The following is a 26,501-nucleotide window of genomic DNA, read 5'->3' as shown; positions in this document are numbered from 1 at the left end:
ATCAAAAAATAATTATACTTCTCTATTTCTCTATTTCTCTATTTTTTAGTGCTTTTCTCTACTTTTTTTAAATTGAGTGGGCCAAATCCATTGACATATCTTGTTATAATTTGTTTTCGTTTAGTGATATATGGCCCTGAATTTGTTGCCTTGTATTTTCGTGGGTTCGGTAAAATAACAGCAATTCCTGCGGCTTCAGTAGGTGTCAATTTGTTTGCATCTTTTTTATACCAGTGTTTAGCTGCTGCTTGTGCACCATAAACTCCATTTCCCATTTCTATGCTATTGAGGTATACCTCTAAGATACGTTCTTTAGACCATAAAAGCTCGATTAAAACTGTAAAATATGCTTCAAAGCCTTTTCTGATATAACTCCTCCCTGGCCATAGAAAAACATTTTTAGCTGTTTGTTGAGAAATAGTACTACCTCCTTTAATACGTTTGCCTTTCTCGTTATTTTTCATTGCTTTTTCAATGGCTTTAAAATCAAAACCATTGTGTTTTAAGAAATGACCATCTTCACTTGCAATTACTGCTTTTTGGAGGTTGACGCTTATTTTGTCAATTGAAACCCATTTGTGTTCAAGTTTAATTTCTTTGTCATCTTTCACTTGTTCATATACTCTAATAAACATTAATGGAGTAAATGGAATTGGAACAAACCTGAAAAAGATTACTGAAAAAATACTAAGTCCGAAAAAAAGAAGTAATATTTTGAAAATGAATCTTGTAAGTCTTCGTAGCATACCTAAATGGGCGTTTTAAAAATCGGACAAAAGTAATTAAAATTACAACTGTTTGATAAAAATACGAATAAAAAAAAACTCACTATAATTAGTGAGTTTTTTCTGTATTTAAAATAAGTAATAAGAGGGAAATAAATTCTCTTTTCTCTCTAAATTATTGAGGATTGGTAGTCCACAGCGATGCTGTTTTAACCATGGCTCTTCTTGGTAATCTCAATGTTGCAACAATTAATTCTGCAAAATCTTCTGGTTGTAAAATGTGGTCAGGATTACCATCTGTTAATCCTAATTCAATAGACATATCTGATGCAATTGTACTTGGTGTCAATGTACATACACGAATATTGTTTTTACGAACCTCTTTCATTAATGATTCAGATAAACCGATAACGGCAAACTTAGAAGCTGAATATGCAGATGTTGTTGCATTTCCATTTAACCCTGCTGTAGAAGCTACGTTAAAGATATCTCCTTCGTTTTTATCTATTAAATGTGGTAATACTTCTCTTGTAACGTTGTAAACTCCCATAACATTTGTTAATAAGATTTCTTCCCAACGTTCTGCTGGCATATCAGTAAATTTACCGAACTCAGAGATACCTGCATTGTTTACTAAAATATCTACACCACCTAATCTTTCGATTACTGCAGCGATTTCACTTTTTACTTTTGCTTTATCTGTTACATCAAAAACGGCATAAGTAGCTTTCACTCCTAATGCTTCAATTTCTTTTACAGTTGCTTGAAGAGTCTTTTCATTTCGTCCTGTAATTGCAACGTCAATTCCTTCTTGTGCAAATGCTATTGCTGTAGCTTTTCCTAGTCCTCTTCCTCCTCCAGTAATAATTGCTTTTTTTCCTTGTAAATTCTTCATATTCGTGCTTTTTGGTAAATATAAATAAAAACCGATGTTTAAAGTGTTTAATAAATGTTAACCTTATTGCAATTGGATAGCATTTTCAATCGCATTCCATAATTTGTAACGTTTTACTAATGCTTGTTTAGATACTCTAACTACATCTTCCCATTTCTGAGTGTCTGTACCACAAAGTTCTACAATCATTTGCATTGCCATTGGTCCGTGCTCATCACCATCAAGTTCAATGTGTCTTTCAAAGTAATAAACAAGTTTTGTTAAGTCTGTTTCTGGGAAGTTCGCTTGGAAACCACGTAAGATTTCAGTGAACATCGCAGGAATTAAATCTTCTCTCCCGAATGTAAAAGCAGCTGCAATTTCGTGTGTTTGCCCTCTTTCAATTACATCAAATGTAAAGTGTAAGAATTCTTTAATATTTTCGTCAAGTGCTGTATTGTCAATTGCCTCTGTGATTGGCATACCTTTTTTAAGAGTAGTAATCAATGCTTCAATAGCTGTTGTATCAGCTTTAGCTGCGTGCATTGAATCTAAATACATTTCAAAATGACTTAAACGACTTCCGTCCATTGCTAAGTCAGATTCTTCAGCAAGTACAATTTCATTAATTAGATAACGCGTTTGTGGATGCTCTGAAGCAAACCAAGGCGTTGTTGTGCAAGTCAACTTTTGTTGAAGTGCTTTTAATAATGACATAAAATCCCAAACTGCATATACGTGTCCTTCCATGAAAGCACATAAGTTCGGAATAGTTTTAATTTTACCATATAATGGATGTTGAAGAAGAGCATTTCTTTCCTCAGCAATCTGTGCGTTAATTTCTTGAATAGTCATTCTGATAATATTTTACGCAAAATTAAAAAAGCTTCTCCATTAAGAGAAGCTCTTTTGATAAACTTTATCTATTTTAATGTTTTTTATTTAAATGCAGGGAAACCAGTTACATCCATTCCTGTTATTAACAAGTGAATATCGTGTGTTCCTTCATAAGTAACTACTGATTCTAAATTCATCATATGACGCATAATTGAGTATTCACCAGTAATTCCCATTCCTCCTAACATCTGACGGGCATCACGTGCAATGTCTAATGCCATGGCTACGTTGTTTCTCTTAGCCATTGATATCTGAGCGGTAGTTGCTCTTCCTTCATTTCTAAGAACACCCAAACGCCAAGTTAGTAATTGTGCTTTTGTGATTTCAGTAATCATTTCAGCTAATTTTTTTTGTTGTAATTGTGTTGCTCCAATCGGTTTGTCAAATTGAACGCGTTCTTGTGAATATCTCAAGGCAGTGTCATAACAATCCATTGCAGCACCAATAGCTCCCCAAGCAATACCATAACGAGCTGAATCAAGACAACCAAGTGGTGCTCCTAATCCAGATTTATTTGGTAATAGGTTTTCTTTTGGAACTTTTACGTTGTCAAAAATTAACTCTCCTGTTGCAGAAGCTCTTAATGACCATTTATTGTGTGTTTCAGGAGTTGAAAAACCTTCCATTCCTCTTTCAACGATTAACCCGTGTATTCTTCCTTCTTCATTTTTAGCCCAAACTACTGCAATATCAGCGAAAGGAGCATTTGAGATCCACATTTTGGCTCCATTTAAAAGATAGTGGTCTCCCATATCTTTAAAATTAGTAATCATACCTCCTGGATTAGAACCATAATCTGGTTCTGTTAATCCAAAACATCCAATGAATTCTCCAGAAGCAAGTTTTGGTAAGTATTTATTGCGTTGGTCTTCATTACCATATTTCCAAATAGGATACATAACTAAAGAAGATTGCACAGATGAAGTTGAACGGATTCCAGAATCTCCTCTTTCAATTTCTTGCATAATTAAACCATAAGAAATTTGGTCTAACCCAGCACCTCCGTACTCTGTTGGTATATAGGGACCAAAACCACCTATTTCTGCTAATCCAGGTACAAGGTGTTTTGGAAATTCAGCTCTTTGAGCAAAGTCTTCTATAACAGGTGAAACTTCTTTTTTTACCCATGCTCTTGCTGTATCACGGATAAGTTTGTGTTCCTCTGTTAATAAATCGTCTAATAAGTAATAGTCAGGTGCTTGAAACAAGTCTGGTCTCATAATGTTTTTTGGTTTATTGGTTGAGAAACAAAAATAACTATATTTTGAATATATGCAACTTTTGTAACGATAACCTATGCTTATGATAAGGTGTTTAATTTGATTTTAGAAGACATTTATTTATTGAGAAATCAAAGGGGGTATATAAAACAACAAGTTTTATCTAAAGAAAAAGGCTGTTTCATTTCATATGAAATGAAACAGCCTAATTTTAATTATAGTTATAAACTTGATTGAATAATTTTTCTAATATTATCTGCTTTCCCCATAGAGTAATAGTGAATAATAGGCAAGCCTGCTTGTATGAGTTCTTTGGACTGTTGAACACACCATTCTATTCCTATTTGACGAATAGCTGCGTTATCTTTTGCTTTTAAAACTTCTGCTACCAACTCGTCTGGTAAGTCAACTTTAAAACGATGAGGTAATAAGTTCAATTGATTTAAAGTTGCCAATGGCTTTAATCCAGGAATGATAGGGGCGTCAATCCCAATTTCTCTACAACGCTTAACAAACTCAAAGAATTTAGCATTGTCAAAAAACATTTGAGTGACAATGTATTCAGCTCCATTGTCTATTTTTTGTTTTAAAAACTTTAAGTCCGTATCAAAGTTAGGTGCCTCCATATGTTTTTCAGGATATCCTGCAACACCAATACAGAAGTCTGTCTTACTTGTGTTTTCAAGCTCTGGGTCTAAGTAAATACCATTGTTCAAATCTGATATTTGAGAAACTAACTCGGAAGCATATTTGTTTCCTTTTGGTTCTGCTTTGAAATAGGTTTCATTTTTTACAGCATCTCCTCTTAACGCAACAACATTGTCAATTCCCAAAAAGTCTAAGTCAATTAAAAAGTTCTCTGTATCTTCTTTTGTAAAACCACCACAAAGAATATGTGGAACAGCATCTATCTTAAACTTATTTTGAATAGCTGAACAAATACCAACGGTACCGGGGCGTTTTCTAACAACTCTTTTTTCCCATAACCCATTGCCCGCATCTTTGTATTCGTACTCTTCTCTGTGATAAGTTACATCTATAAAAGGGGGATTAAACTCCATTAACGGCTCTATAGAATCAAAGATTCCTTTTATGTTTTGACCTTTTAATGGAGGCAATACTTCAAATGAAACTTGTGTTTTTCCTTTTGCGTTTTTTATGTGTTCTGTTACTTTCATAGTTAGTTTGGTATTAAATTCTTGTTTTGGGCTAAGTTGGGGGCAAGCCATTTTTCAGCATCTTCTACTGAGATATTTCTTCTATTTGCATAATCTTGCAATTGATCCTGTTCTATTTTTCCTAAACCAAAGTATCTACTTTGAGGGTGAGCAAAATAGTAACCCGAAACAGCTGCTGCAGGAAACATAGCGTAACTCTCGGTTAGCTTTACACCAATTTCTTGTTCTACTTGTAGCAGTTCCCAAATCGTTCCTTTCTCAAGGTGGTCCGGACAAGCTGGATATCCTGGAGCTGGTCTTATACCTTGGTAGTGTTCTTTGATTAGTTCTTCGTTAGATAACTCCTCTGTTTGAGCATATCCCCAAATTTCCTTTCTTACCTTGTGGTGTAGAAATTCAGCAAATCCTTCAACTAATCTATCGGCTAATGCTTTAACCATAATTGCATTGTAATCATCTAAGTCATTTTCATAAGCTTTGGCAATTTCATCTACTCCAAATCCAGTTGTTACACAAAAAAGACCGATATAATCTTGTAATCCTGTTTCTTTTGGAGCAATAAAGTCTGCTAAAGCAATATTGGGTGCTTTGACATTTTTTAATGACTGCTGGCGCAATGTTAATAGGGTGTTGATAACTTCTCCTTTTTCATTAGACACTTCTATATCATCGTCATTCACTTGGTTTGCTGGAAATATTCCAATAATTCCCTTGGCTTCAAACCAGCGTTCTTGGATGATTTTATCTAACATCACTAAGGCGTCTTCATAGAGTTGTGTGGCTGTTTCTCCAACGACTTCATCTTCTAAAATAGCTGGAAACTTTCCAAATAATTGCCAAGAACGAAAGAAGGGAGCCCAATCTATAAATGGCAATAGCTCATCTAATTCTACAGATACTTGTTGTGTACCTATAAAGTTTGGTTGAACAATATCTTCTTGTTTCCACTCAATTTTAAACTTATTAGCTCTTGCTTGCTTTAAGGTAACATAGCTCTTATCTCTTGCTCTGCCTAAGTAGTCTTGTCGTAGTTTATTATATTCTTCTTTTAAAGAGGATTTAAACTCTTCTTTTATTTCTTTTTGTAGTAATTGATTGACAGTTGTAACTGAACGAGAAGCGTCGTGAACGTGAACAACACAATTGTTATACTCAGGGGCAATCTTTACTGCTGTGTGTACTCTTGAAGTTGTTGCGCCTCCGATCATAATGGGCACGTTACAGTCTATTTTGTTTAATTCTTTTGCCAAGTGAACCATCTCGTCTAAAGAGGGGGTAATAAGGCCGCTTAACCCAATTACATCAACATTTTCTTTTATGGCTGTTTCAATGATTTTTTCTGGAGAGACCATTACACCTAAATCCACAATCTCATAATTGTTACAGGCTAAGACAACAGCTACTATATTCTTTCCAATATCGTGCACATCACCACGTACGGTTGCCATCAGTATTTTCCCTGCGTTACCCGTAGAGGCTGTAGCATTTAAACGTTTACTTTCTTCAATATAGGGAAGGAGGTAAGCCACTGCTTTTTTCATTACTCGAGCAGATTTGACAACTTGAGGTAAAAACATCTTTCCAGCTCCAAATAAATCACCTACTACATTCATTCCGGTCATTAAATAACCTTCAATAACCTTGATAGGTTGGTCAACACTTAATCTTGCTTCTTCAACATCCACTTCAATGTAGGTTTCAACACCTTTCACAAGAGAGTGTGTCAATCGCTCTTGAATAGTACCAGCGCGCCATTCTTCAATTTTTTGAGTTGAGGTATTACTTGTTACATCAGATTTGATGCTTTCTGCAAAGTCTAATAGTCTTTCAGTTGCGTCGTCTTTTCTGTTTAACAATACGTCTTCTACATATCTCATTAAATCAGGATCAACTTCATCGTATATCTCTAACATTTCAGGATTAACGATTCCCATATTCATTCCATTTTGAATAGCGTGGTATAGAAAGGCAGCGTGCATAGCTTCACGTACTTTATTATTACCACGAAAGGAAAAGGAAACGTTACTTACACCACCACTTACATTGGCATAAGGAAGGTTTTCCCGAATCCATTTCGTCGCATTAAAAAAGTCCAATGCATTGTTGTTGTGTTCCTCCATTCCTGTTGCAACCGGGAATATATTAGGGTCAAAGATTATATCCTGAGGGGGAAAGCCTACTTCATTAACCAAGATATCATACGAGCGTTTACAGATTTCAATTCTTCTTTCGTAAGAATCAGCTTGTCCATTTTCATCAAAAGCCATTACGACTGAGGCAGCACCATAACGTCTAATTAATTTAGCGTGTTCAATAAATAATGCTTCTCCTTCTTTTAAGCTAATAGAATTGACAATTGCTTTTCCTTGTACCACTCGCAATCCAGCCTCAATAATCTCCCATTTGGAACTATCAATCATAATTGGAACTTTTGCAATATCAGGTTCTGATGCTATTAAGTTTAGAAAGTTAGTCATACAGTGTACACCGTCTAACAAACCTTCATCCATATTTATGTCTATAATTTGTGCTCCACCTTCTACTTGTTCACGTGCAACAGCAAGTGCTTCGTCAAACTTCTCTTCTTTGATTAAACGAAGAAAACGTCGTGACCCCGTAACATTAGTACGTTCGCCAATATTGATAAAGTTAGCTTCAGCAGTTACGTAGAGTGGTTCAAGTCCAGATAACGCTAAAACTGGTTTAGAGGTGCTTTTAGGAAATGCCTTACGTGCACTTTGATTTTCTTCTACTGCCTCGGCAATTAACTTAATGTGATCTGGTGTAGTACCACAGCATCCACCAATAATTTGTACTAAGTTTTGACTTAGAAAACTATTGATTAACGCTCTCATTTCTTCCGGTGTTTCGTCGTATTCACCAAAAGCATTTGGCAATCCAGCATTTGGATGTGCAGAAATATTTACAGCCGTATGTTGTGATAATTGTTTGACATAGGGCTCTAATTGTTCTGCTCCCAAAGCACAGTTAAATCCGATACTTAATAAAGGAATATGCGAAATTGAGATTAAGAAAGCTTCTACTGTTTGTCCTGATAAAGTACGTCCAGAAGCATCAGTAATTGTTCCCGAAATCATAATCGGAATATCAATATTTCTTTCTGTACGTATCTCGTCTAAAGCAAATAAAGCTGCTTTTGCATTCAGAGTATCAAAGATTGTTTCTACTAATAATAAATCGCAACCTCCATCTAATAAAGCTTCTGCTTGTTGTTTGTAAGCTACACGCAATTCTTCAAAGGTAATTGCACGATAGCCCGGATTATTAACATCGGGTGATAAACTCGCTGTTTTGTTGGTTGGACCAATAGCTCCAGCTACAAAACGTGGTTTGTCAGGAGTTAATGCTTCAACTTCATCAGCAACTTCTCTTGCAATTTTTGCCGACTGATAGTTTAATTCATACACAAGGTCTTCCAAGTGATAATCGGCCATTGCAATGGTTGTGCCTGAGAAAGTATTAGTAGATAGTATGTCCGCTCCGGCTAAAAGATATTTTCGATGAACTTCTTTTACAGCTTCAGGTTGAGTTATAGACAACAAGTCATTGTTTCCTTTAAGAGAATGTGCAAAATCAGCAAAGCGCTCTCCTCTAAAGTCTTCTTCCGTAAACTGATATGCCTGCAACATTGTACCCATTGCTCCATCAAGTACCAATGTTCTTTCTTTTAGCAGTTCTCTAATATCCGTTTTGGTTAGTATTGTTGACATAATTCTTCTTTTTTTTCGTTCTTCATTTGTTCCTTTTTGATTTTACTTTGCACGAAGTGCTTGGTCTAAATCACTGATAATATCTTTTACATTTTCTAATCCCACAGACAGACGAATCAGGTTATCTGTAATACCTGTAGCAATTTTTTCTGCCGGAGGAACCTTACTATGGGTTGTAGAAGCGGGGTGGGTAACAATTGTTCTGCTATCTCCTAAGTTGGCAGAACAACTACATAACTTTACGGCATTGATGAAGTTTCGACCTGCATCTAATCCTCCTTTAATGCCGAAAGCAATAATATTACCTCCTTGTTTCATTTGCTTCTTAGCCATTTCATATTGTGGATGACTTGGAAGAAACGGGTATTTAATAAATTCTACGTTAGGGTTCTTTTCTAAAAATTGTGCAATAGCTAATGCATTTTCACAATGTCTATCTACGCGTACGGCAAGTGTTTCTAAGCTTTTTGATAGTATCCAAGCATTAAAAGGTGAGATTGCTGTTCCAATTGTACGGGCAAATAGATATATCTTTTGGATGAGGTCTTTATTGCCAACTGTTACCCCTCCACAAACTCTCCCTTGTCCATCAATTAACTTTGTTGTTGAATGAACCACAAGATCTGCACCAAAATCAATAGGATTCTGTAGATATGGTGTTGCAAAGGTGTTATCAACAATAAAGATTAAGTTGTGTTTTTTTGCAACTTCTCCTAATAAAGCTAAATCTAAAATATCTACACCAGGGTTAGTTGGACTCTCAGCAAATAGTATTTTAGTATTTGGTTGTATTAAGCTTTCTACAATTGCAACTTCACTGGTATCAAAGTAGCTTGTTGTTACTCCCCATTCTGGAAAAAGGTTACTTAGTAGTGACCTTGTAGAACCAAATATGTTTGAACAAGAAATAACGTGGTCTCCGGTTTTTAGTAAAGGAAACAAACTACAATAAATGGCCGCCATCCCTGTAGCGAAAGCATAACCTGCTTCTGCTTTTTCAAATAAACATATCTTATCTACTAATTCTGTTTGGTTGGGATTAGTAAATCGAGAGTAAGAGTGTTGCACAATTTCATCTGCAAATACGGCTCTCATATTTTCTGCATCATCAAAGACAAAGCTTGATGTCAAGTAAAGTGGGGCAGAGTGCTCGTTAAATTGACTTCTCTCTATTTGGGTCCGGATGGCTTGTGTTTCAAAACAAAACTCATTGTTGGGGGTAGTTGTACTCATTTTTTAGTTTTTGGGGTATGGGGTAGTTTATGAAAAAGGTTTACAGCTGTTAACTATAAACCGTTAGCCGTCTTTTTATTTGTCAGCAAGTCTTAGTATATCTCCAAATACTCCTCTTGCTGTAACTGATGCACCAGCACCAGCACCTTGAATAATAATTGGATTCTCTCCGTAGCTTTCTGTGTAGATTTCAAACAAACTGTCAGAACCTTTTAACTGACCTAAGGCTGAATTAGTAGGTACTTCTACCAATTTAGTTTCTAAAATGCCTTTGTCTTTTTGTAAATCTCCTGATAGTTCTCCTACATATCTCAACACAGTGTTTGGCTTTAGACCTTCTTTTATTTTGTCGAAATAAGGGTTTAGCTTTTCTAAACTTTGTAAGAATGTTGGCGTATCTATTGTTTGTAAATCTGTAGGAATTAGGTTCTGAATGTTTATTTCTTCAAATTCATTTTGTAAGTCTAATTCTCTGGCTAAGATTAATAGTTTACGACCTACATCGTTTCCAGATAAATCTTCTCTTGGATCAGGTTCTGTAAAGCCTTTGTCAATAGCTTCTTTTAATACAGCACTAAAAGGGCGGTCTTCTACAGAATATGTGTTGAATATGTAACTTAAACTACCTGAGAATACACCTTTTATCTTTGTTATGTTTTCGCCTGATAGGTGTAATAACTTAATTGTATCGATTAACGGTAATCCTGCGCCTACGTTGGTTTCGTATAAATACTCTTTGTGATTTGCTTTTAAGGTATCTCGCAATTGTTTGTAAAAATCATAAGAGATGGTATTTCCAATTTTATTAGAAGAGATAAGGTCAAAGCCATTTTCAACTAATGGAATATAGTTTTTTACAAATTCGCCAGAAGCCGTATTGTCAATAGCAATTAAATTCTCTAAGTGATTTTGATTTGCAAAGTCAACAACATCTTTAATTGTGTAAGGAATGCTATTGCTTACAAGTTGATCTCTCCAATTTTCCGTAATTCCATTGTCTGATAATAAGACTTTCTTAGAGTTTCCAATCGCAAAGATGTTCAAGGCAATATTCTTTTTAGCAGCAATTGACTCAGCAGATTGTAGTACTTGGTCAATTAAAGTACCACCTACAAGTCCGTGTCCAAATACAGCAATGTTTATTTTTTTAGCGATACCAAATATTTGTCCGTGAATTACATTGAGTGCTTTCTTAGCTTCTTCTTTTCGAACTACTAAACTCACGTTTTTACCTGTTACTGTATTGTTGAAAAGAATAGGAACAATTTTATTTTTAACTAAGGCTGCATAGGGTTTGTCAAAGGTGCTTAAGTCTTGTCCGATGATTGAAATAACAGCAATGTCTTTTAGGATAGAAATACGGTTTACGTCTTTTGTGTAGAAGTCATTTTGAAACTCTTTCTGTAGTGCTTCAGCTGCTAATTCAGCGTCTTGTGCTTCAACAATAAAACCTAATCCTCTTTCAGAAGAACCTTGTGAAATAACACCAACGCTTATTTCTTCATTAGCTAAGGCTGTAAATACTCTTGCATCTACTCCTGCAATTCCTAATAATCCTCTTCCTTCAAATTGAATTAATGCTACATCAGATTGTACGGAAAGAGATTTAATTCCTTGTATTGTTTGTTTACCAGAAATTAATGTACCTGTACTTTGAGGGTTTAATGTGTTTAATATTCTTAACGGAATATTGTTTTCAACAAGAGGCAATATTGTTTTTGCGTGTAAAATGGAAGCACCAAAATTGGCTAACTCATTAGCTTCATCAAAGTGTAATTCTTCAATTTTCTGAGCACTCTTTACCCAATCTGGATTAGCAGTGTAAATTCCATCTACGTGAGTGTAGTTTTGCAATTCATCAGCGTTAGTGAAATTGGCTAATAATGCAGCAGAGTAATTACTTCCATTTCGTCCTAATGTTACTGTTTCTCCTTTTTCGGTAGAACCAATAAAACCAGTTACAACAGCAATAGTATTTTGATCTAACGATTTAAAATAAGCTTGTGTTTTTTCTTTTGATAGTTCTTCATTGGCTTGTGCGCTTCCGAAATTGTTATCTGTTATAAAAAATTGGCGACTATCAACAGCCAGTGCTTTGAAGCCTCTGTCGATCAATTGTTTCGCCAATATTTTACTTGAAATAACTTCTCCTTGTGCAAGTACTTGGTCTTTAATTTTTAAGTTGTAATCTTCAATTAAAGAAACCCCTTCATATAATTTGTTCAATACATCAAGCTCTGTTTTAATATCTGCTAATTGGTGATAGCTTCTATTTTTAAAAGCTTCAAAGACAGTATTGTAGTCTTGTTGTGTTTTGGCTAATTCTAATATATTTTCCAATGTATCTGTTGTATCTCCAATAGCAGAAACAACAATAGTGATACGTCCTTGGTTTGCTTTGTCTGTAATGATGTTAATTACATTGTCAAAAGCTTGTCCTGATGCAAGGGATTTCCCTCCAAACTTTAATACTTTCATTTTATGCTGATTTAAAATATGTCTGTTAATAAATGGTTTAATTGTTCGTATTCTATCAAAAAGGCATCGTGTCCGTGTATTGATTGAATCTCTTTGAACGCTATATTCTTTTTATGTTTTTTAATGCGTTCTACAATTTGTTTTTGTTCTGTATTGGTGAACATATAGTCACTGTCAACTGCTATACTTAGAATGTTTGTGGAGCTTTGTTTTGCAAACTGTTCTAACGTTTCTTCTGTTAAGTGATGTCCTATTGTTTTTAATAGGTGATTCATTAACTTATAAGAAGACAGAGCAAAGCGATTATTCAATGTTTTTCCGTGGTACTTTAACCAACTTTCTATTGCGTATTGTTCTTCTTGTTCTTTAATCTGATTGTTGAACTTCAACTGAAGAGAAGCAGGTGTACGATATAAAAGCATAGCGTGCATTCTGGCATCTTCAATAGGATTTGCTGAGTTAGTTAGAATACTGTCTTGCACTAAAGCATTGCCAATAAGCCAATCCGATGCTCGTATACTTGTAGCAATAGGAATTAAATGTTGTATTGCATTTGGCTTTTGCAATGCCATTTCCCAAGCGATACTACCACCTAAACTACCACCAACTACAGCGTATAAGTTATCAACACCTATTATTTGTAAACCTTTCCAAAACAGATCAGCTATTAGCTGGGTTGTGATTATTTTATAATCAGTGATTAGATGGGATGGATTTTGATTATAACCATTACCAGGTATGTCAAAAGCAATAACAGTATAGCGGTTTAGGTCAATTACTTGATTTGTTCCCACTAAGCTTTTCCACCAGCCATTTTCACCACTCACATCACTATTTCCTGTCAAAGCGTGGTTTATCACTACAATTGGAGCTGTATGTAGTGGTTGCCCAAAAACTTGGTAGGTTAACGTAAAGTCTTGTGTTCTGGCGTTTGGTAAAACGTAGTTGGTTAATGTTATTTCTTTTAAGCTATTCATTGTAAATGGTCTTTATAGTTTTGCTAATGCTTGCTCTATATCTTTTAATAAGTCTTCTGTTTCTTCTAAGCCGATGGATAATCGGATTAAACTTTTTGATATTCCTGCTTTCTCTTTAATGGCTGTAGGAACAGATCCGTGAGACATTTTATAGGGATAATTACTTAAGCTTTTAATTCCTCCTAAGCCCTCTGTTAAGGTGAATTGTTGTAGGCTTTTAATCAATTTAAACGCAGCTTTTTCTGTGTTTTCTTTTAAATCAAAACTTATAACACCTCCGAAGTATTTCTGTTGTTTTTTAGCTAATTCGTGTCCTTCGTGTGTTGGTAAACCTGGATAATAAATGTTGTTTATTTTTGGATGTGTGCTGAGGTATTCTGCTATTTTTTGAGCATTTTCAGAATATCCTTTGTATCGCAATAGCAAGGTTTCAATGCCGCGAATCGTTAGAAAGCTATCAAATGGACTTAGGATTGCACCTGTGGCGTTTTGGTGAAACTTGATTGTTCTTCCCAACTCTTCTGTTTTGGTTATTACTAATCCTGCAACTACGTCTGAATGTCCTGCGATGTATTTTGTAGCACTGTGAATTACTATGTCAGCTCCTAAGTCAAGAGGCTTCTGTGCGATTGGTGTTGCAAACGTATTGTCAACGCATAGTAACACTTTTGCTTCTGTTGCTATTTTAGCAATTGCCTGAATATCTGAAATGCGCAATGTTGGATTTGTGGGACTTTCAATCCAAATGATTTTGGTATTAGCTGTAATAGCATCTTTTACATTTTGTGCATTTGTCGTATCAACGTAAGTTGTTTTAATCCCAAACTTGGCATATACATCATTTAATAATCTATAAGTGCCCCCATAAATATTAGCTACTGCAATTACTTCGTCATTGGTAGAAAGCGTTTTAAATATGGCATCAATTGCCGCTAAACCACTTCCGAAAGCAAATCCATTTGTACCATTTTCTAAGGATGCAACTAAGTTCTCAAGCACTTGTCTTGTCGGATTATTAGTACGAGAGTAATCAAAACCTTTGTTTACTCCAGGAGCTTCTTGAGCAAATGTTGTTGTTTGATAAATTGGAACCGCAATAGCACCGGTATGAGGATCAATAGGAATATTATTTAATATGTCAGTTTGGGTACTCATAAATTATAGTTTTTTAAATACGTTTTTCAAATCAGTTTTCAGGTCTTCAATATTTTCAATACCAACAGAAAGTCTAATTAAATCAGGAGAAACACCTGTTGCTTTTTGTTCGTTTACGCTTAGTTGTTGGTGAGTAGTAGAAGCAGGGTGAATAATCAATGACTTAGTATCTCCGATATTAGCAAGCAAAGAGAAAAGAACCGTTTCATTTGCTACTTTTTTAGCGGCTTCAAATCCTTTTTTCAATCCGAAAGTAACCACACCACTTTGTCCTTCTGGAAGATATTTCTTTGCTAAGTCGTAATAAGGACTTGATTTTAAACCAGGGTAATTAACCCAAGCTACTTCTTCTTGTTTTTCTAACCATTCAGCTAATTCAAGTGCATTTTCACTGTGTTTTTTAATTCTGATAGGTAAGGTTTCTAATCCTTGAATGATTTGAAAAGCATTGAAAGGACTTAATGCAGCACCCAAATCTCTTAATCCCTCAACTCTTACTTTAGCAATGAATGCGGCATTTCCAAGTGCTTCGTGGTAGATTAATCCGTGGTATCCTGGTGAAGGTTCTGTAAATTCGGGGAATTTACCACTGCTCCAGTCGAATGTTCCAGCGTCAATGATTGCGCCTCCTAAAGATGTCCCGTTTCCAGTAATGTATTTTGTAAGAGAGTGAATCACAATGTTTGCTCCGTGTTCAATAGGTCTAAGTAGAGAAGGTGAAGCAACTGTATTATCAACGATTAACGGAATTTTAAACTCTTTTGCAATTTTAGAAACTGCCTGTATATCGATAATGTCAAGTTTTGGGTTTCCTAAGCTTTCAATGAATATTGCCTTTGTATTTGGCAAAATATTTTTCTTGAAGTTTTCAATGTCAGAAGAATCTACGAAAGTTGTATTGATTCCAAAGCGTGGTAATGTAACATTGAAAAGGTTGTAAGTTCCACCATATAAACTGCTTGATGATACAATGTGGTCGCCTGCTTTTAATAATGTAAGTAGAGCAGTTGAAATTGCCGCTGCTCCCGATGAGGTTACTACAGCTCCGATCCCACCTTCTAAAGCGGCTAATCTTTTTTCAAGAATATCATTCGTCGGATTGTTTAATCTTGTATAGATATAAGCAGGGATTGACAAGTTAAATGCTCCTGCTGCGTGATCTGCGTTTTCAAATACGTAAGATGATGTTTGGTAAATCGGTACAGCTCTTGTTCCTGCTGTTGCTTGTACATCGTGTCCTGCGTGTAATGCCTGTGTTGAAAAATTGAAGTTGCTCATAATTTTGTGTTTTATATGTTTTTTAAAAAAAGTTGTTGTAAAAAAAAAGTCCTTTCAGCAATTGCCGAAAGGACTCAAAGTTTTAGTTATCTATTTGAACGATACTAACTCGGTGACTTTAGGCAATAGGAGGGCGTGAACATCATCATGTTCATCATCATCATTGCCATCATCATTGTGTTAGTATTGAAAATCATTGTATTATATTTATTCTAATTATATACTGTTTGGATTAAATCAAAAAAAAAGCCCTTGTAATTTACAAGGGCTTTTTAATGTTATTATATATTTTGGATTATGCAAATAACAAGCCCTGCGGATTTCTCCACATCATCATCATAGCTTGCATATTTGTTAATCTTAAATTCATATCTTTTTATCTCTATTTGATGGAACAAATATCAAAAAAATAAATTAATAAAAGCAAAGTTTTTTTGTTTTTTTTTACATTTTTAAATAAAAATCTTTCACAAGTGCCGTAAATTCAGGGGTATACACGTGTCTGTCAATTTCGATTATTAACTCATCTAAAGGGATTTTATCAATAAATGTTCTTGAAAAAGCAATAAGACTACGTTTAATTTCGGCGTCTTTATGTCCTCTTACACGCGTAACTTTCATTGGATAAATACCAAACTCTGCTGCTAAGTGTATTAATTTATCTTCTTCTTTAGCAGGAATAATTACACTGAAGATACCTTTTTCAGATAAGAAAAATTCTACTGCCTCTATTAGTAAATCAAAAGGGAGAGCATCTTGAAAACGAGCAGTATCTCTTTGAGCATCGTTAGAAAGTACATCTTCACTAAAGAAAGGAGGATTGGAAATAATTAAATCGTATTCTTCGTCAATTTCAGTAGCGAATTGCTCTAATCCTGCGTGGTAACAGAAAAGTCTATCTCCCCAAGGGCTATTTTCGAAGTTGTTAATAGCTTGTTCGTGAGCAGCTTCATCTATTTCAACACCGTCTATTTGTTCTGCATCCGTACGTTGTGCCATCATTAAAGCAAGTAAGCCTGTACCTGAACCAATATCTAAAATAGCGTAAGGATTATTGTCAACAGGAGTCCATGCGCCAAGTAAAACACCGTCAGTGCCTACTTTCATAGCACATTTATCTTGTTCAATAGTAAATTGTTTGAATTTAAACATTTAGAAGTGATTATAATTATAGTGTCAAAAGTACGAAAAAGGAAGAGGGTATCAATAAAAAAAGCGTCTGTAAAGTACACTTTACAGACGCTTTAGGTATTTTATATCTTTAAAGAAAAGAATATTATTTATTCAAATATAAGTCTAATAATCCATCAGGGATATTAAGTACTAATTTCTTATTCTCACGATCAACAAGTTTGATGAACTGATCAATCATAGGAACTAAAACTTGAGTTCCGAAGTGATCTATTTCAAAAAGAGCTTGATAGTTACTATCGTTAACTCTAATAAGTTTTCCTACATTACCAAGCTTAGTATCTTCTACATCAAACCCTGTAATTTCGTGGTAGTAAAACTTATTTCCTTCAAGTTTTGGCAACATTGAAAGAGGAAGATATAGTTCAGAATTAATTAATTGATCTGCATCCTCTTCAGAATTACAGTCTTCAAATTTAACTCTTAAAAAATCGCTTTTATGCAATGAAGCTTCTTTAATAAAAAAAGGAATCAGTTGTCCGTCGAAGTCGACGAAAACTGATTCCAAATTTTGATATAACTCTGGTTCATCGGTATCCAGGTATGCCAGAACCTCCCCTTTGAAGCTAAATTTTTTCGCGATTTTGCCTAAATAGAAACAATCTTTTTTACGCATATCGCTGAAAAATTATGCTTGAGTTTCTTCGTTGTTTTCTTCAGTTGCTTCAACAGCAGCTTCAGCAGTTGCAGCCTCAGCAGCAGCTTTAGCTTCAGCAGCAGCAGCAGCGCGTTTAGCGTTTACTTCTTTCTCTGCAGCTAATCTTGTTGCTTTGTCAGCAGCTTTAGAAGAAGATAATCCTTCTTTCTTAGCGTTGATTTTGTTTTCTTTCTCTTCTAACCAAGCAGTAAATTTAGCGTCAGCTTGCTCTTGAGTAAGCGCACCTTTTCTAACTCCACCTTGTAAGTGATGTTTCAACATAACTCCTTTGTAAGAAAGTAAAGTTCTTGCAGTATCTGTTGGTTGAGCACCGTTGAATAACCATTGAACAGCAGCATCAACATTGATATCTACAGTTGCAGGGTTAGTGTTAGGATTGTAAGTACCAATTTTTTGTAAGTATTTACCATCTCTTTTCGCGCGTGCATCAGCAGCTACTACCCAGTAAAAAGGTTTCCCTTTTTTACCGTGTCTTTGTAATCTAATTTTTACAGACATAATTAATTTAATTAGTTTGAGGTACCCGACCTCGGTTTTAAAATTTTTGCAAATATAGGGCTTTTTTGTTTAGTATGATTATTTTTTATTAAATAAGATTTTTTGTAAATGCTTAATAAATAGATTAGTAGTTGCCTCCGTTGCTCTTTCATTTTATTAGTCCTTGTAAAAAAGGTCTTTAGATTGTTATCTGAATTAAAGGTGTATTTATTTGTAGACAAATAGGTTTAGTATTAGTGGGGCAATTAAGAATTAATCATAGTAAAATTTTAGTTGTAGTGTATGTATATAGTTTGTAGATCAAATGTATACTGTTTGTATATTTTTACATAGAAAGTATACAACGGGTATACAAGGACTATACATACAGTATACAAACATTCATTATAAAACTGCTAAAATACAGCTGTAGAATGCTATTTTAATCTCTGCGTTTGAATAGTTAATTAACAAGATGTAAAGAGGGGTATTTTTTAAGAAGCTTAATAAATAAAAAAAGAAGTCTTTGCAGTTTTTTAAAGTGTTGATATATAGTAATTTATTATTGTTGTGTTTTGTTGTTAAAAGTTAAAATTTTATTAATTAAAAGCTTTTTTTCTATTTATAAATACTATAATTTTGTGCCTTAGGTTATAATACAAGTTATAAAGAAGAATATGAGAAAGGTTTTAGGGATATTATTGTTAGCAGTTGGATTTTTTTCTTGTGAAAATGAATCAACTACAAGCGATCCAGGTATACAAGCAATGGCAAATAATGAAGAGTTTACAACAGGAGTGAAGTTTGAAACTTGGAGGCCACAATATAATAGAGCAAGCGTTAATCAAGATAATATACTAAGTTTAGTGGCAGAAACAGATTCAACAAGATTTGTACTTCGTGTGCCTTATACTTTATTTAGTAGTGATTCTAAAGAGAAGTTATACTTGGGTGATGTTGGAAAACTTGGAAAACAAGAAGGAATCGAAGGTTTAGCTGGTTATGCTCAATATTATCTTTTAGATAATAATGATAGAAAAGTTTTAGGGAAATATGTTACTCAAGATAGTAATAAAGAAATTACAGATGTTGGAATAGTTGTTTTTGATTCTGAAGAGAAGCAAGTTCCTGGTACTATCTCTGGTACTTTCTATGCTAATTTAAAGAAGATTGAAATGTCTGATGAGGATAAAAGTAAATTAACTCCTGCTCAAAAGATAAGAGTGGAGAAGTTGAGAGATAAAAAGTCATTTCACGATGGAGTATTTTTCAGAATTAAGCTTGAGGCTGCAAAATAATAAAACATCCATTTATTGGTTTAACATACTTAAAAGACTGCTTTGATTTAAAAGCAGTCTTTTTTTTATAACTTTGTTTATCGTACTATAAAGCCTTATTTAAAGGCTACATTTCTTAAAATCAACTATGTATTTAATTTTTGATACCGAAACTACTGGTCTTCCTAAGAGTTGGTCAGCTCCTATTACTGATGTAGATAACTGGCCTCGCTGTGTTCAGATTGCTTGGCAATTGCACGATGAGTATGGGAATTTGATTGAACATCAAGATTATTTAGTAAAGCCTGAGGGGTATAATATTCCTTATGATGCTGAGCGTATTCACGGAATTTCTACTGAGTTGGCAGAAGCGGAAGGAATTCCGTTGAAAGAGGTTTTAGAGAAATTCAATATAGCTCTTTCAAAAACGAAATTTATCGTCGGTCAAAACTTAGGGTTTGATGTTAACATTATGGGGTGTGAATTTCACCGTATGGGTGTTGACAGTATTATGGCTGACCTTCCTGTTTTAGATACTTGTACAGAGGTTACAGCTGAGTTATTGAAATTACCAGGAGGTAGAGGAGGTAGATTTAAACTTCCTACACTGACTGAATTGCATACATATTTGTTTGGAGTTCCTTTTGGTGAAGCGCATAACGCAACTGCCGATGTGGAAGCAACGACTCGTTGTTTCTTAGAGTTGATCAAGTTAGGTGTTTTCTCTAAAGAGGAATTACAGTGTGACGATACTTATATTCAACGCTATAAGGAAGTAAATCCAGAGCCTTTTAAGTTAATTGGATTAAAGCATATTAACTTACAGAAGGCTTCTGAAAATATTCGTAAAAAGTTAGCTAAACTACAAGGGGATACGTCAGAAACGATTTCTGATGAAGCTTTGGAGCGCTTTAACAAAGCTAAGTTTGCCCATTTACACGTACATACACAATTTTCTATTTTACAATCTACTATTTCTATCAAGTCGTTAGTTAAGAAAACAGCGGAGTATAATATGCCTGCTGTTGCAATGACTGACCACGGAAATATGATGGGAGCTTTCTTATTTGTAAAGGAGGTTAGTGATTACAATAAGGGAATTCAAGCTAAGAACAAAGAGTTAGTAGAGCAAGGACAAGAGCCATTAGAACTAATGACTCCAATTGTTGGTTGTGAATTTTTTATTTGTGAGAACCATCAGGATAAAAGTAAAAAGGATAATGGGTATCAGGTTGTGATGCTTGCAAAGAATAAGGAAGGTTATCACAACTTAGCTAAAATGGCATCTATAGCCTATACGGATGGTTTCTATTATGTTCCTCGTATTGATAAAGAAGTTGTAAAACAATATAAAGAAGATGTGATTGTCTTAACGGGTAACTTACAGGGTGAGGTTCCGTCTAAGATATTGAATGTTGGTGAACGCCAAGCAGAGGAGGCTTTGCTCTGGTGGAAAGAACAGTTTGGAGAGGATCTTTATATTGAGATAATGCGACATAATCAGGAAGATGAGAATCGCGTTAACCAAGGTTTAGTTGAATTGTCAAGAAAACACGATGTTAAGTTGATTGCAACGAATAACTCGTATTATCTTGATAAAAAAGATGCAAATGCACACGATATTTTATTGTGTGTGAAAGATGGTGAAAAACAAACTACGCCTATTGGTAGGGGTAGAGGTTATAGATATGGTCTGCCTAATCAGGAATATTATTATAAGTCTGGAGATGAGATGAAAGCTCTTTTTGAGGATTATCCGGATGCAATTTATAATATTCAGGAGATTGTAGATAAGGTGGAGCCTTTTGTGTTACACCGCGATGTATTACTTCCTAAGTTCGATATTCCTGAAGAGTTTCAGGATGCAAGAGATTTGGAAGGAGATGGTACAGGAAAGATAGGAGAGAATAATTTCTTAAAATATCTGACTTATGAGGGAGCGAAGAGAAGGTATCCTGAAGTTACAGAAGAAATAAAGGAGCGATTAGACTTTGAGTTGGCTACAATTGAAAGAACTGGGTATCCTGGTTATTTCTTGATTGTTCAGGATTTCATTGCCGCTGCCAGAGAAATGGGAGTTTCTGTTGGACCAGGTCGTGGATCTGCAGCAGGATCTGCTGTAGCCTATTGTTTAGGGATTACAAACTTAGATCCTATTGAATATGACTTGCTTTTTGAGCGTTTCCTTAATCCTGACCGTGTATCGATGCCCGATATTGATATTGACTTTGATGATGAGGGAAGAAGTAAGGTTATGGATTACGTAATTAATAAGTACGGGTCTAATCAAGTAGCGCAAATTATTACGTATGGTAAGATGGCGACGAAGTCTGCTATTCGTGATACAGCAAGGGTGTTAGATTTACCATTATTTGACGCGGATAGAATTGCTAAGATGATTCCTGCAATGATGCCTTCTAAGTGGAACTTAGCTCGCTTTTTATCGGAAGATGAAAATACAGTAAAGGCTGCTTTGAGAGGAGAGGAGTTTGAAAAAGTGAAGGAGCTTATTGCTGTTGCACAAGAGGATTCGTTGGCAGGACAGACTATTCAGCAAGCAAAAATATTGGAGGGATCAATGCGTAATACAGGGATTCACGCTTGTGGTGTGATTATTACGCCTGATGATATTACGAAATTCGTACCTGTTACTTTAGCCAAAGATTCTGATTTATATGTGACTCAATTTGATAACTCCGTAGCTGAAAGTGCTGGGTTATTGAAGATGGACTTCTTGGGGTTAAAAACGTTAACCCTGATTAAGGATACAATTAAGTTAGTTAAGTATAGAACGGGAATTGAGATAAATCCGGATGAAATTCCGATTGATGATGTCAAGACATATGAGCTTTTCCAACGAGGAGAGACTATTGGGGTGTTCCAGTATGAGTCTGCTGGTATGCAGAAGTATATGCGTGAGCTAAAACCAACTGTCTTTGCCGATTTAATTGCGATGAATGCCTTGTATAGACCTGGTCCGTTGGAGTATATTCCTTCGTTTATTCGCCGTAAGAATGGAGAAGAACCAATTGTATATGATTTAGATGCTTGTGAGGAGTACTTGAATGAGACGTATGGTATTACTGTTTATCAAGAGCAGGTAATGCTACTTTCTCAGAAGTTAGCTGGTTTTACAAAGGGTGAGGCCGACGTTCTGCGTAAAGCAATGGGTAAGAAACAAAAGGATGTACTTGATAAAATGAAGCCAAAGTTTGTTCAACAGGCTTCTGAAAAAGGTCACGATGCAACTGTTTTAGAGAAGATATGGAAAGACTGGGAGGCGTTTGCTTCTTATGCGTTTAACAAATCTCACTCAACGTGTTATGCTTGGATTGCTTATCAAACAGCTTTCTTAAAGGCACATTACCCTGCAGAATATATGGCGGCTGTACTGTCTAATAATATGAATGATATCAAACAGGTTACTTTCTTTATGGAAGAATGTAAGCGTATGGGGTTACAAGTATTAGGACCTGATGTAAACGAGTCGTTTTATAAGTTTACTGTAAACGAGAATTATGAGATTCGCTTTGGTATGGGGGCGATTAAAGGAGTTGGTCAAGGAGCAGTTAATACGATTGTTGAAAATAGAGAAAGCGGACGTTATACATCTATTTTTGATATGGCAAAACGCGTTGATTTGCGTGCAGCTAATAAAAAGGCATTTGAGAATCTTGCATTAGCAGGAGGTTTCGATTGTTTTGAAAATACACACCGCGCTCAGTACTTCCATATGGATCCAAGTGATACAATGTTGTTTTTTGAAAAAGCAATTAAGTATGGCGCTAAGTCTCAAGAGAACGATAATTCTTCTCAATTTAGTTTATTTGGCGATAGTAGTGAAGTTCAAATTCCAGAGCCAGTAATGCCTATTTGTGAAGAGTGGAGCACAATGGTGAAGTTAGCAAAAGAGAAAGAGGTAGTTGGGATTTATATTTCAGGACATCCTTTAGATGACTTTAGGTTTGAAATGAAGTATTTCTGTAATATAACGTTAGACCAATTAAGCAATTTAGAGAAGTTGACAGGACGTACGGTTACATTTGGAGGTATGATAAGTGATGTTCAATTTAGAACCTCTGCAAAGGGGAAAGATTGGGCTATGTTTACTATTGAAGGATATGACGAGAGTTATGAGTTTAGAATGTTTAATGAAGAGTTTTTAAAACTTAGACATTTCTTGTTGGCTAATACTTTTGTTTATGTGAAGCTGATGATTAAAGAAGGGTGGATTAGAAAAGATACAGGAGAAAAGTCAGAGCCACGAATTCAGTTTTTAGAAATGAAGTTGTTGCACGAGGTAATTCCAACATTTGCTAAAGATCTTACTATTTTAATGAATATACGTGATATATATAAAGAGCAAATAGAGCGTTTAAAAGGTGTTTTAGACAAACACCCTGGAGATAAGTTTGTAAATTTTGAAGTGGTTGAATTAGAAAAGGTAATTGTAGCGGCAGAGACACCAATAGTGCCAGTAGCATTACCTAATATTAGTGATGATGATTTAGATGTTGAAATGGATATGGACGCAATAGAAATAGTGCCAGAGCGAGAAGAATATCGCATCGTTAATAAAGTAGAGATGAATAGTAGAAATTCGCGTGTAGATATCACTGCGGAGTTATTAGAGGATTTAGAAAGAATACAAGTAAAATTTCAATTGAATTAGTTTTAGTAATTGATTGATAGAGAAAAATAATTACAGACACTTATATAAGTATAATTATTTTATTAAGTTTGTTGATATAACATAAAAAGAAAAGAAATGGCATTAGAGATAACAGATGCTACTTTTGAAGAAGTAGTATTAAAATCAGAGAAACCAGTAATGGTTGACTTTTGGGCAGTATGGTGTGGACCTTGTAAAATGTTAGGACCAGTTGTAGAAGAAATTAGTACAGAAATGGAAGGGAAAGCTGTAGTAGGAAAAGTGGACGTTGATGCAAATCAAGAGTTCGCTGCTAAATACGGAATTAGAAATATCCCTACTGTATTAATCTTTAAAGATGGTGAAGTAGTAGGTCGCCAAGTAGGAGTTGCTCCTAAAAAGACATATGTTGATGCAATTGAAGCATTATTTTAGTCAGATAATGAACTATAAAATTAAAAGCCCTCGTATTTCGAGGGCTTTTTTTTTGAAAAAGGGTGTCTGTAACCCTTGATGTTTATTGAGTTTTTGTGTTTTTTAGAGTTGTTGCAAGTTTTGTAATAAAAAAAAACAAAAAAAGTTTCGTTTTTATCTTACTGATATTCAGATTGGTTCGCTTTTTGTAAGAAAAAAAACGATTTTTTTTGTTTCCAGGATTTGCAAGTGTAGAAAATGGTTGTATATTTGCATCGCATTACAGCAATAACGACAAAGGTTTGGTAGTTCAGTTGGTTAGAATACATGCCTGTCACGCATGGGGTCGCGGGTTCGAGTCCCGTCCAGACCGCAAAAGGAGAGAGTAAGTGTCTCTTTAAAAAGAGACACTTTTCAATCCACTCTTTAAAAAAAGAGACTTCAAAAAAAAATTAAAAAAAAGTTTTGAAGTTTAAAAAAAAGAGTTATCTTTGTCACCGTTAAGAAAGCAATGCTTTAAAACATTAAATAACTGGTTTGGTAGTTCAGTTGGTTAGAATACATGCCTGTCACGCATGGGGTCGCGGGTTCGAGTCCCGTCCAGACCGCCAGTAAAAAAGGAGCCTCTCACGTAGTTGAGAGGCTTTTTTTGCCCTCTAATAATTACTTATTTGAGGACTTAAAATTTAGTTGTGTTGTTAAGTGCGTAAGCACTAAGGTTTAGTAGTTAGACCAATGAAAAGCTTTCCTAGTGCGGGAGAGCTTTTTTTATGTGGTATAATTATTTTATTTAGTAATAGAGAAGCATTAATCCGTTTGGATTGATGCTTTTTTTGTTTGTAAGAATTAAAAAAGGGTATTCAATTAGAATACCCTTTTGTTTATTATTTATCGATCTTGTTTACGATTAGATTGTCCATTGTAAAGTATAAAGCGGTATTAGGACCATTTTTACCTTTATCGGTTGTTTCTAAGAAGAATACTAAGTATTTTACTTTTCCTAAAGGAGAAAGGTCTACAGTGTTCCAATTTGTATTAATTTCATTTATACCGTCTCTGAAGTCTACAAAGTAATGCGTTACTGGTTGTTCAGATGTAAGCTTTTTATTTTCATCTGCACCATAGATATGAATAGCAAAGAAATCACCTTTTTTGAAAGCACTTGCATAAGCGTCTCCTTCTAAGATACCATAGTATGGCCAAGGACTAATAGCGAAGTCTGCACTAACAGCGTTGTATTCATTGTTGTCATCTTCTAATGTAACAACAGAAGAGAATCTATCAACAGCAAAGGGTTTGCTTGGATCTAACAGTTTTACATTGGGTTTATGATCTGCATAAGATACTAAGAAAGGCGTTCCTTTTCCTGCTACACCACCTTGTGGCATAGTTCCCCATTGGTTTTCTAACCAGCCATCTCCTTTTAATTGATTGCTATTATCAGTACTGTTCGATACTGTGAACCCCATCCAAGTGTAGTAATCAGGGAAACCAAGGTGTTTAAAGTTAAAGATTCCACTTTTTAAAACAGCATCTTCTGTATAGGTGTCCTTCCATATTTTACCCCCTGTAGTTACTTGTCCATCGGATAAGTTAAAATCAGATAGATCTAATTTTACATAATTGTAATCATAGCTTTTAGTAACTACTACCTCATAAGTATAATATTTATACGAATTACCATTTTGTTCAGATAACACTAAGTTATAAGTACCTGGTTTATTAAAGGTATGTTTAAGTACTTGTTGTGATGACAGTACTTGTTGCGTTGTATTATTAGTCCATTTGTAAATAGCATTTACATTATTAACTTCAGGATTAATGGTTACCTCTTCAAAAGTTATTGCTTGAACACTTCCATTAAAGGTTGGTGTTGAATAAGGAGCACTATCATCGTTAGAGCAACTTGTAAATGTTGTAGATGTTAATAAAGTTAATCCTATGAAAAGGAAAGAACTTAGTTTTAAAAAATGTTTTTTCACGTTTGTTGAATAATTTATTGTTTGTTGGCTATCATATTTAGAGTGATAGTTTTTTTGTTATATGACAGAATAGAACTAATGCTATTATAGGTCATTGCGCAAATA

Annotated in this window: 18 protein-coding genes and 2 tRNA genes; 5 read left to right on the top strand and 15 right to left on the bottom strand. The window is 34.8% G+C overall.

The features are described from left to right. Positions 1-38: 38 nt before the first annotated feature. From mtgA to GQS07_RS03100, 14 genes are all read right to left on the bottom strand, one after another. Positions 39-746: a monofunctional biosynthetic peptidoglycan transglycosylase gene (gene mtgA / locus GQS07_RS03165; RefSeq protein ID WP_158209576.1), complete on the bottom strand. Its 708-nt coding sequence runs from the start codon at positions 744-746 to the stop codon at positions 39-41. A gap of 154 nt (positions 747-900) precedes the next feature. Further along, positions 901-1,620 carry a 3-ketoacyl-ACP reductase gene (locus tag GQS07_RS03160; RefSeq protein WP_158209575.1) on the bottom strand — a complete coding sequence of 240 codons (720 nt, stop codon included), beginning with the start codon at positions 1,618-1,620 and terminating at the stop codon, positions 901-903. 63 nt (positions 1,621-1,683) lie between these two features. Next, positions 1,684-2,454, bottom strand: coding sequence for a DUF3050 domain-containing protein (locus GQS07_RS03155; protein ID WP_158209574.1), 771 nt, complete (start codon positions 2,452-2,454; stop codon positions 1,684-1,686). 83 nt (positions 2,455-2,537) lie between these two features. Beyond that, a complete protein-coding gene (locus tag GQS07_RS03150) occupies positions 2,538-3,716 on the bottom strand; it encodes an acyl-CoA dehydrogenase family protein (RefSeq protein ID WP_090407735.1) in 1,179 nt (392 codons plus the stop codon). Between the two features lie 221 nt (positions 3,717-3,937). Then, complete coding sequence (metF, locus tag GQS07_RS03145; RefSeq protein WP_158209573.1) at positions 3,938-4,894, bottom strand: methylenetetrahydrofolate reductase [NAD(P)H]; 957 nt, start codon at positions 4,892-4,894, stop codon at positions 3,938-3,940. 2 nt (positions 4,895-4,896) lie between these two features. Continuing rightward, positions 4,897-8,625, bottom strand: a complete 3,729-nt coding sequence (metH, locus tag GQS07_RS03140) for a methionine synthase (RefSeq protein ID WP_158209572.1) — start codon at positions 8,623-8,625, stop codon at positions 4,897-4,899. 42 nt (positions 8,626-8,667) lie between these two features. Next, positions 8,668-9,858 (bottom strand): trans-sulfuration enzyme family protein, encoded by a 1,191-nt coding sequence (locus GQS07_RS03135; protein WP_158209571.1) that lies wholly within the window; start codon positions 9,856-9,858, stop codon positions 8,668-8,670. A 75-nt stretch (positions 9,859-9,933) separates the two neighbouring features. Further along, positions 9,934-12,336: a bifunctional aspartate kinase/homoserine dehydrogenase I gene (gene thrA, locus GQS07_RS03130; RefSeq protein WP_158209570.1), complete on the bottom strand. Its 2,403-nt coding sequence runs from the start codon at positions 12,334-12,336 to the stop codon at positions 9,934-9,936. A gap of 11 nt (positions 12,337-12,347) precedes the next feature. Next, positions 12,348-13,313 (bottom strand): alpha/beta fold hydrolase, encoded by a 966-nt coding sequence (locus GQS07_RS03125; protein WP_158209569.1) that lies wholly within the window; start codon positions 13,311-13,313, stop codon positions 12,348-12,350. Between the two features lie 12 nt (positions 13,314-13,325). Next, a complete protein-coding gene (locus tag GQS07_RS03120) occupies positions 13,326-14,468 on the bottom strand; it encodes a trans-sulfuration enzyme family protein (protein ID WP_158209568.1) in 1,143 nt (380 codons plus the stop codon). A 3-nt stretch (positions 14,469-14,471) separates the two neighbouring features. Then, positions 14,472-15,746: an O-acetylhomoserine aminocarboxypropyltransferase/cysteine synthase family protein gene (locus tag GQS07_RS03115; RefSeq protein WP_090407714.1), complete on the bottom strand. Its 1,275-nt coding sequence runs from the start codon at positions 15,744-15,746 to the stop codon at positions 14,472-14,474. A 444-nt stretch (positions 15,747-16,190) separates the two neighbouring features. Beyond that, the gene (locus GQS07_RS03110) at positions 16,191-16,898 is read right to left on the bottom strand and encodes a tRNA1(Val) (adenine(37)-N6)-methyltransferase (RefSeq protein WP_158209567.1); all 708 of its coding nucleotides are present in this window, start codon (positions 16,896-16,898) and stop codon (positions 16,191-16,193) included. Positions 16,899-17,022: 124 nt separating this feature from the next. Further along, a complete protein-coding gene (gene rimM, locus GQS07_RS03105) occupies positions 17,023-17,553 on the bottom strand; it encodes a ribosome maturation factor RimM (RefSeq protein WP_158209566.1) in 531 nt (176 codons plus the stop codon). A 12-nt stretch (positions 17,554-17,565) separates the two neighbouring features. Continuing rightward, positions 17,566-18,093: a 30S ribosomal protein S16 gene (locus GQS07_RS03100; RefSeq protein WP_090407705.1), complete on the bottom strand. Its 528-nt coding sequence runs from the start codon at positions 18,091-18,093 to the stop codon at positions 17,566-17,568. Positions 18,094-18,749: 656 nt separating this feature from the next. Between GQS07_RS03100 and GQS07_RS03095 the strand changes: the two genes are divergently transcribed. The 5 genes from GQS07_RS03095 to GQS07_RS03075 all read left to right on the top strand — a co-directional run bounded on the left by GQS07_RS03095 (position 18,750) and on the right by GQS07_RS03075 (position 25,025). After that, positions 18,750-19,370, top strand: a complete 621-nt coding sequence (locus GQS07_RS03095) for a DUF6252 family protein (RefSeq protein WP_158209565.1) — start codon at positions 18,750-18,752, stop codon at positions 19,368-19,370. Positions 19,371-19,497: 127 nt separating this feature from the next. Then, positions 19,498-24,021 carry a DNA polymerase III subunit alpha gene (gene dnaE, locus GQS07_RS03090; protein ID WP_158209564.1) on the top strand — a complete coding sequence of 1,508 codons (4,524 nt, stop codon included), beginning with the start codon at positions 19,498-19,500 and terminating at the stop codon, positions 24,019-24,021. A 96-nt stretch (positions 24,022-24,117) separates the two neighbouring features. Beyond that, a complete protein-coding gene (trxA, locus tag GQS07_RS03085; RefSeq protein ID WP_158209563.1) occupies positions 24,118-24,435 on the top strand; it encodes a thioredoxin in 318 nt (105 codons plus the stop codon). Positions 24,436-24,713: 278 nt separating this feature from the next. Continuing rightward, positions 24,714-24,787, top strand: a tRNA-Asp gene (locus GQS07_RS03080). A 161-nt stretch (positions 24,788-24,948) separates the two neighbouring features. Further along, positions 24,949-25,025 (top strand) — tRNA-Asp (locus GQS07_RS03075). A 273-nt stretch (positions 25,026-25,298) separates the two neighbouring features. Here the strand turns inward: GQS07_RS03075 and GQS07_RS03070 are convergent. Beyond that, positions 25,299-26,396: a DUF4465 domain-containing protein gene (locus tag GQS07_RS03070; protein ID WP_158209562.1), complete on the bottom strand. Its 1,098-nt coding sequence runs from the start codon at positions 26,394-26,396 to the stop codon at positions 25,299-25,301. Between the last annotated feature and the right edge of the window lie 105 nt (positions 26,397-26,501).

It is taken from the genome of Myroides phaeus (assembly GCF_009799805.1).
Classification (GTDB): Bacteria; Bacteroidota; Bacteroidia; order Flavobacteriales; family Flavobacteriaceae; genus Flavobacterium; species Flavobacterium phaeum_A.
The sequence above is the reverse complement of the archived record's forward strand: the minus strand, read 5'-3'. Positions and strand labels throughout refer to the sequence as shown.

Excerpts from the sequence above, each read along its gene's own strand:
- GQS07_RS03110 (WP_158209567.1), bottom strand. The coding sequence starts at position 16,898 with ATGTTTAAATTCAAACAATTTACTATTGAACAAGATAAATGTGCTATG.
- GQS07_RS03155 (WP_158209574.1), bottom strand. The coding sequence starts at position 2,454 with ATGACTATTCAAGAAATTAACGCACAGATTGCTGAGGAAAGAAATGCT.
- mtgA (WP_158209576.1), bottom strand. The coding sequence starts at position 746 with ATGCTACGAAGACTTACAAGATTCATTTTCAAAATATTACTTCTTTTT.
- thrA (WP_158209570.1), bottom strand. The coding sequence starts at position 12,336 with ATGAAAGTATTAAAGTTTGGAGGGAAATCCCTTGCATCAGGACAAGCT.
- GQS07_RS03150 (WP_090407735.1), bottom strand. The coding sequence starts at position 3,716 with ATGAGACCAGACTTGTTTCAAGCACCTGACTATTACTTATTAGACGAT.
- GQS07_RS03095 (WP_158209565.1), top strand. The coding sequence starts at position 18,750 with ATGAGAAAGGTTTTAGGGATATTATTGTTAGCAGTTGGATTTTTTTCT.
- GQS07_RS03120 (WP_158209568.1), bottom strand. The coding sequence starts at position 14,468 with ATGAGTACCCAAACTGACATATTAAATAATATTCCTATTGATCCTCAT.
- GQS07_RS03125 (WP_158209569.1), bottom strand. The coding sequence starts at position 13,313 with ATGAATAGCTTAAAAGAAATAACATTAACCAACTACGTTTTACCAAAC.
- rimM (WP_158209566.1), bottom strand. The coding sequence starts at position 17,553 with ATGCGTAAAAAAGATTGTTTCTATTTAGGCAAAATCGCGAAAAAATTT.
- trxA (WP_158209563.1), top strand. The coding sequence starts at position 24,118 with ATGGCATTAGAGATAACAGATGCTACTTTTGAAGAAGTAGTATTAAAA.
- metH (WP_158209572.1), bottom strand. The coding sequence starts at position 8,625 with ATGTCAACAATACTAACCAAAACGGATATTAGAGAACTGCTAAAAGAA.
- dnaE (WP_158209564.1), top strand. The coding sequence starts at position 19,498 with ATGTATTTAATTTTTGATACCGAAACTACTGGTCTTCCTAAGAGTTGG.
- GQS07_RS03100 (WP_090407705.1), bottom strand. The coding sequence starts at position 18,093 with ATGTCTGTAAAAATTAGATTACAAAGACACGGTAAAAAAGGGAAACCT.
- GQS07_RS03115 (WP_090407714.1), bottom strand. The coding sequence starts at position 15,746 with ATGAGCAACTTCAATTTTTCAACACAGGCATTACACGCAGGACACGAT.
- GQS07_RS03135 (WP_158209571.1), bottom strand. The coding sequence starts at position 9,858 with ATGAGTACAACTACCCCCAACAATGAGTTTTGTTTTGAAACACAAGCC.
- metF (WP_158209573.1), bottom strand. The coding sequence starts at position 4,894 with ATGAAAGTAACAGAACACATAAAAAACGCAAAAGGAAAAACACAAGTT.
- GQS07_RS03160 (WP_158209575.1), bottom strand. The coding sequence starts at position 1,620 with ATGAAGAATTTACAAGGAAAAAAAGCAATTATTACTGGAGGAGGAAGA.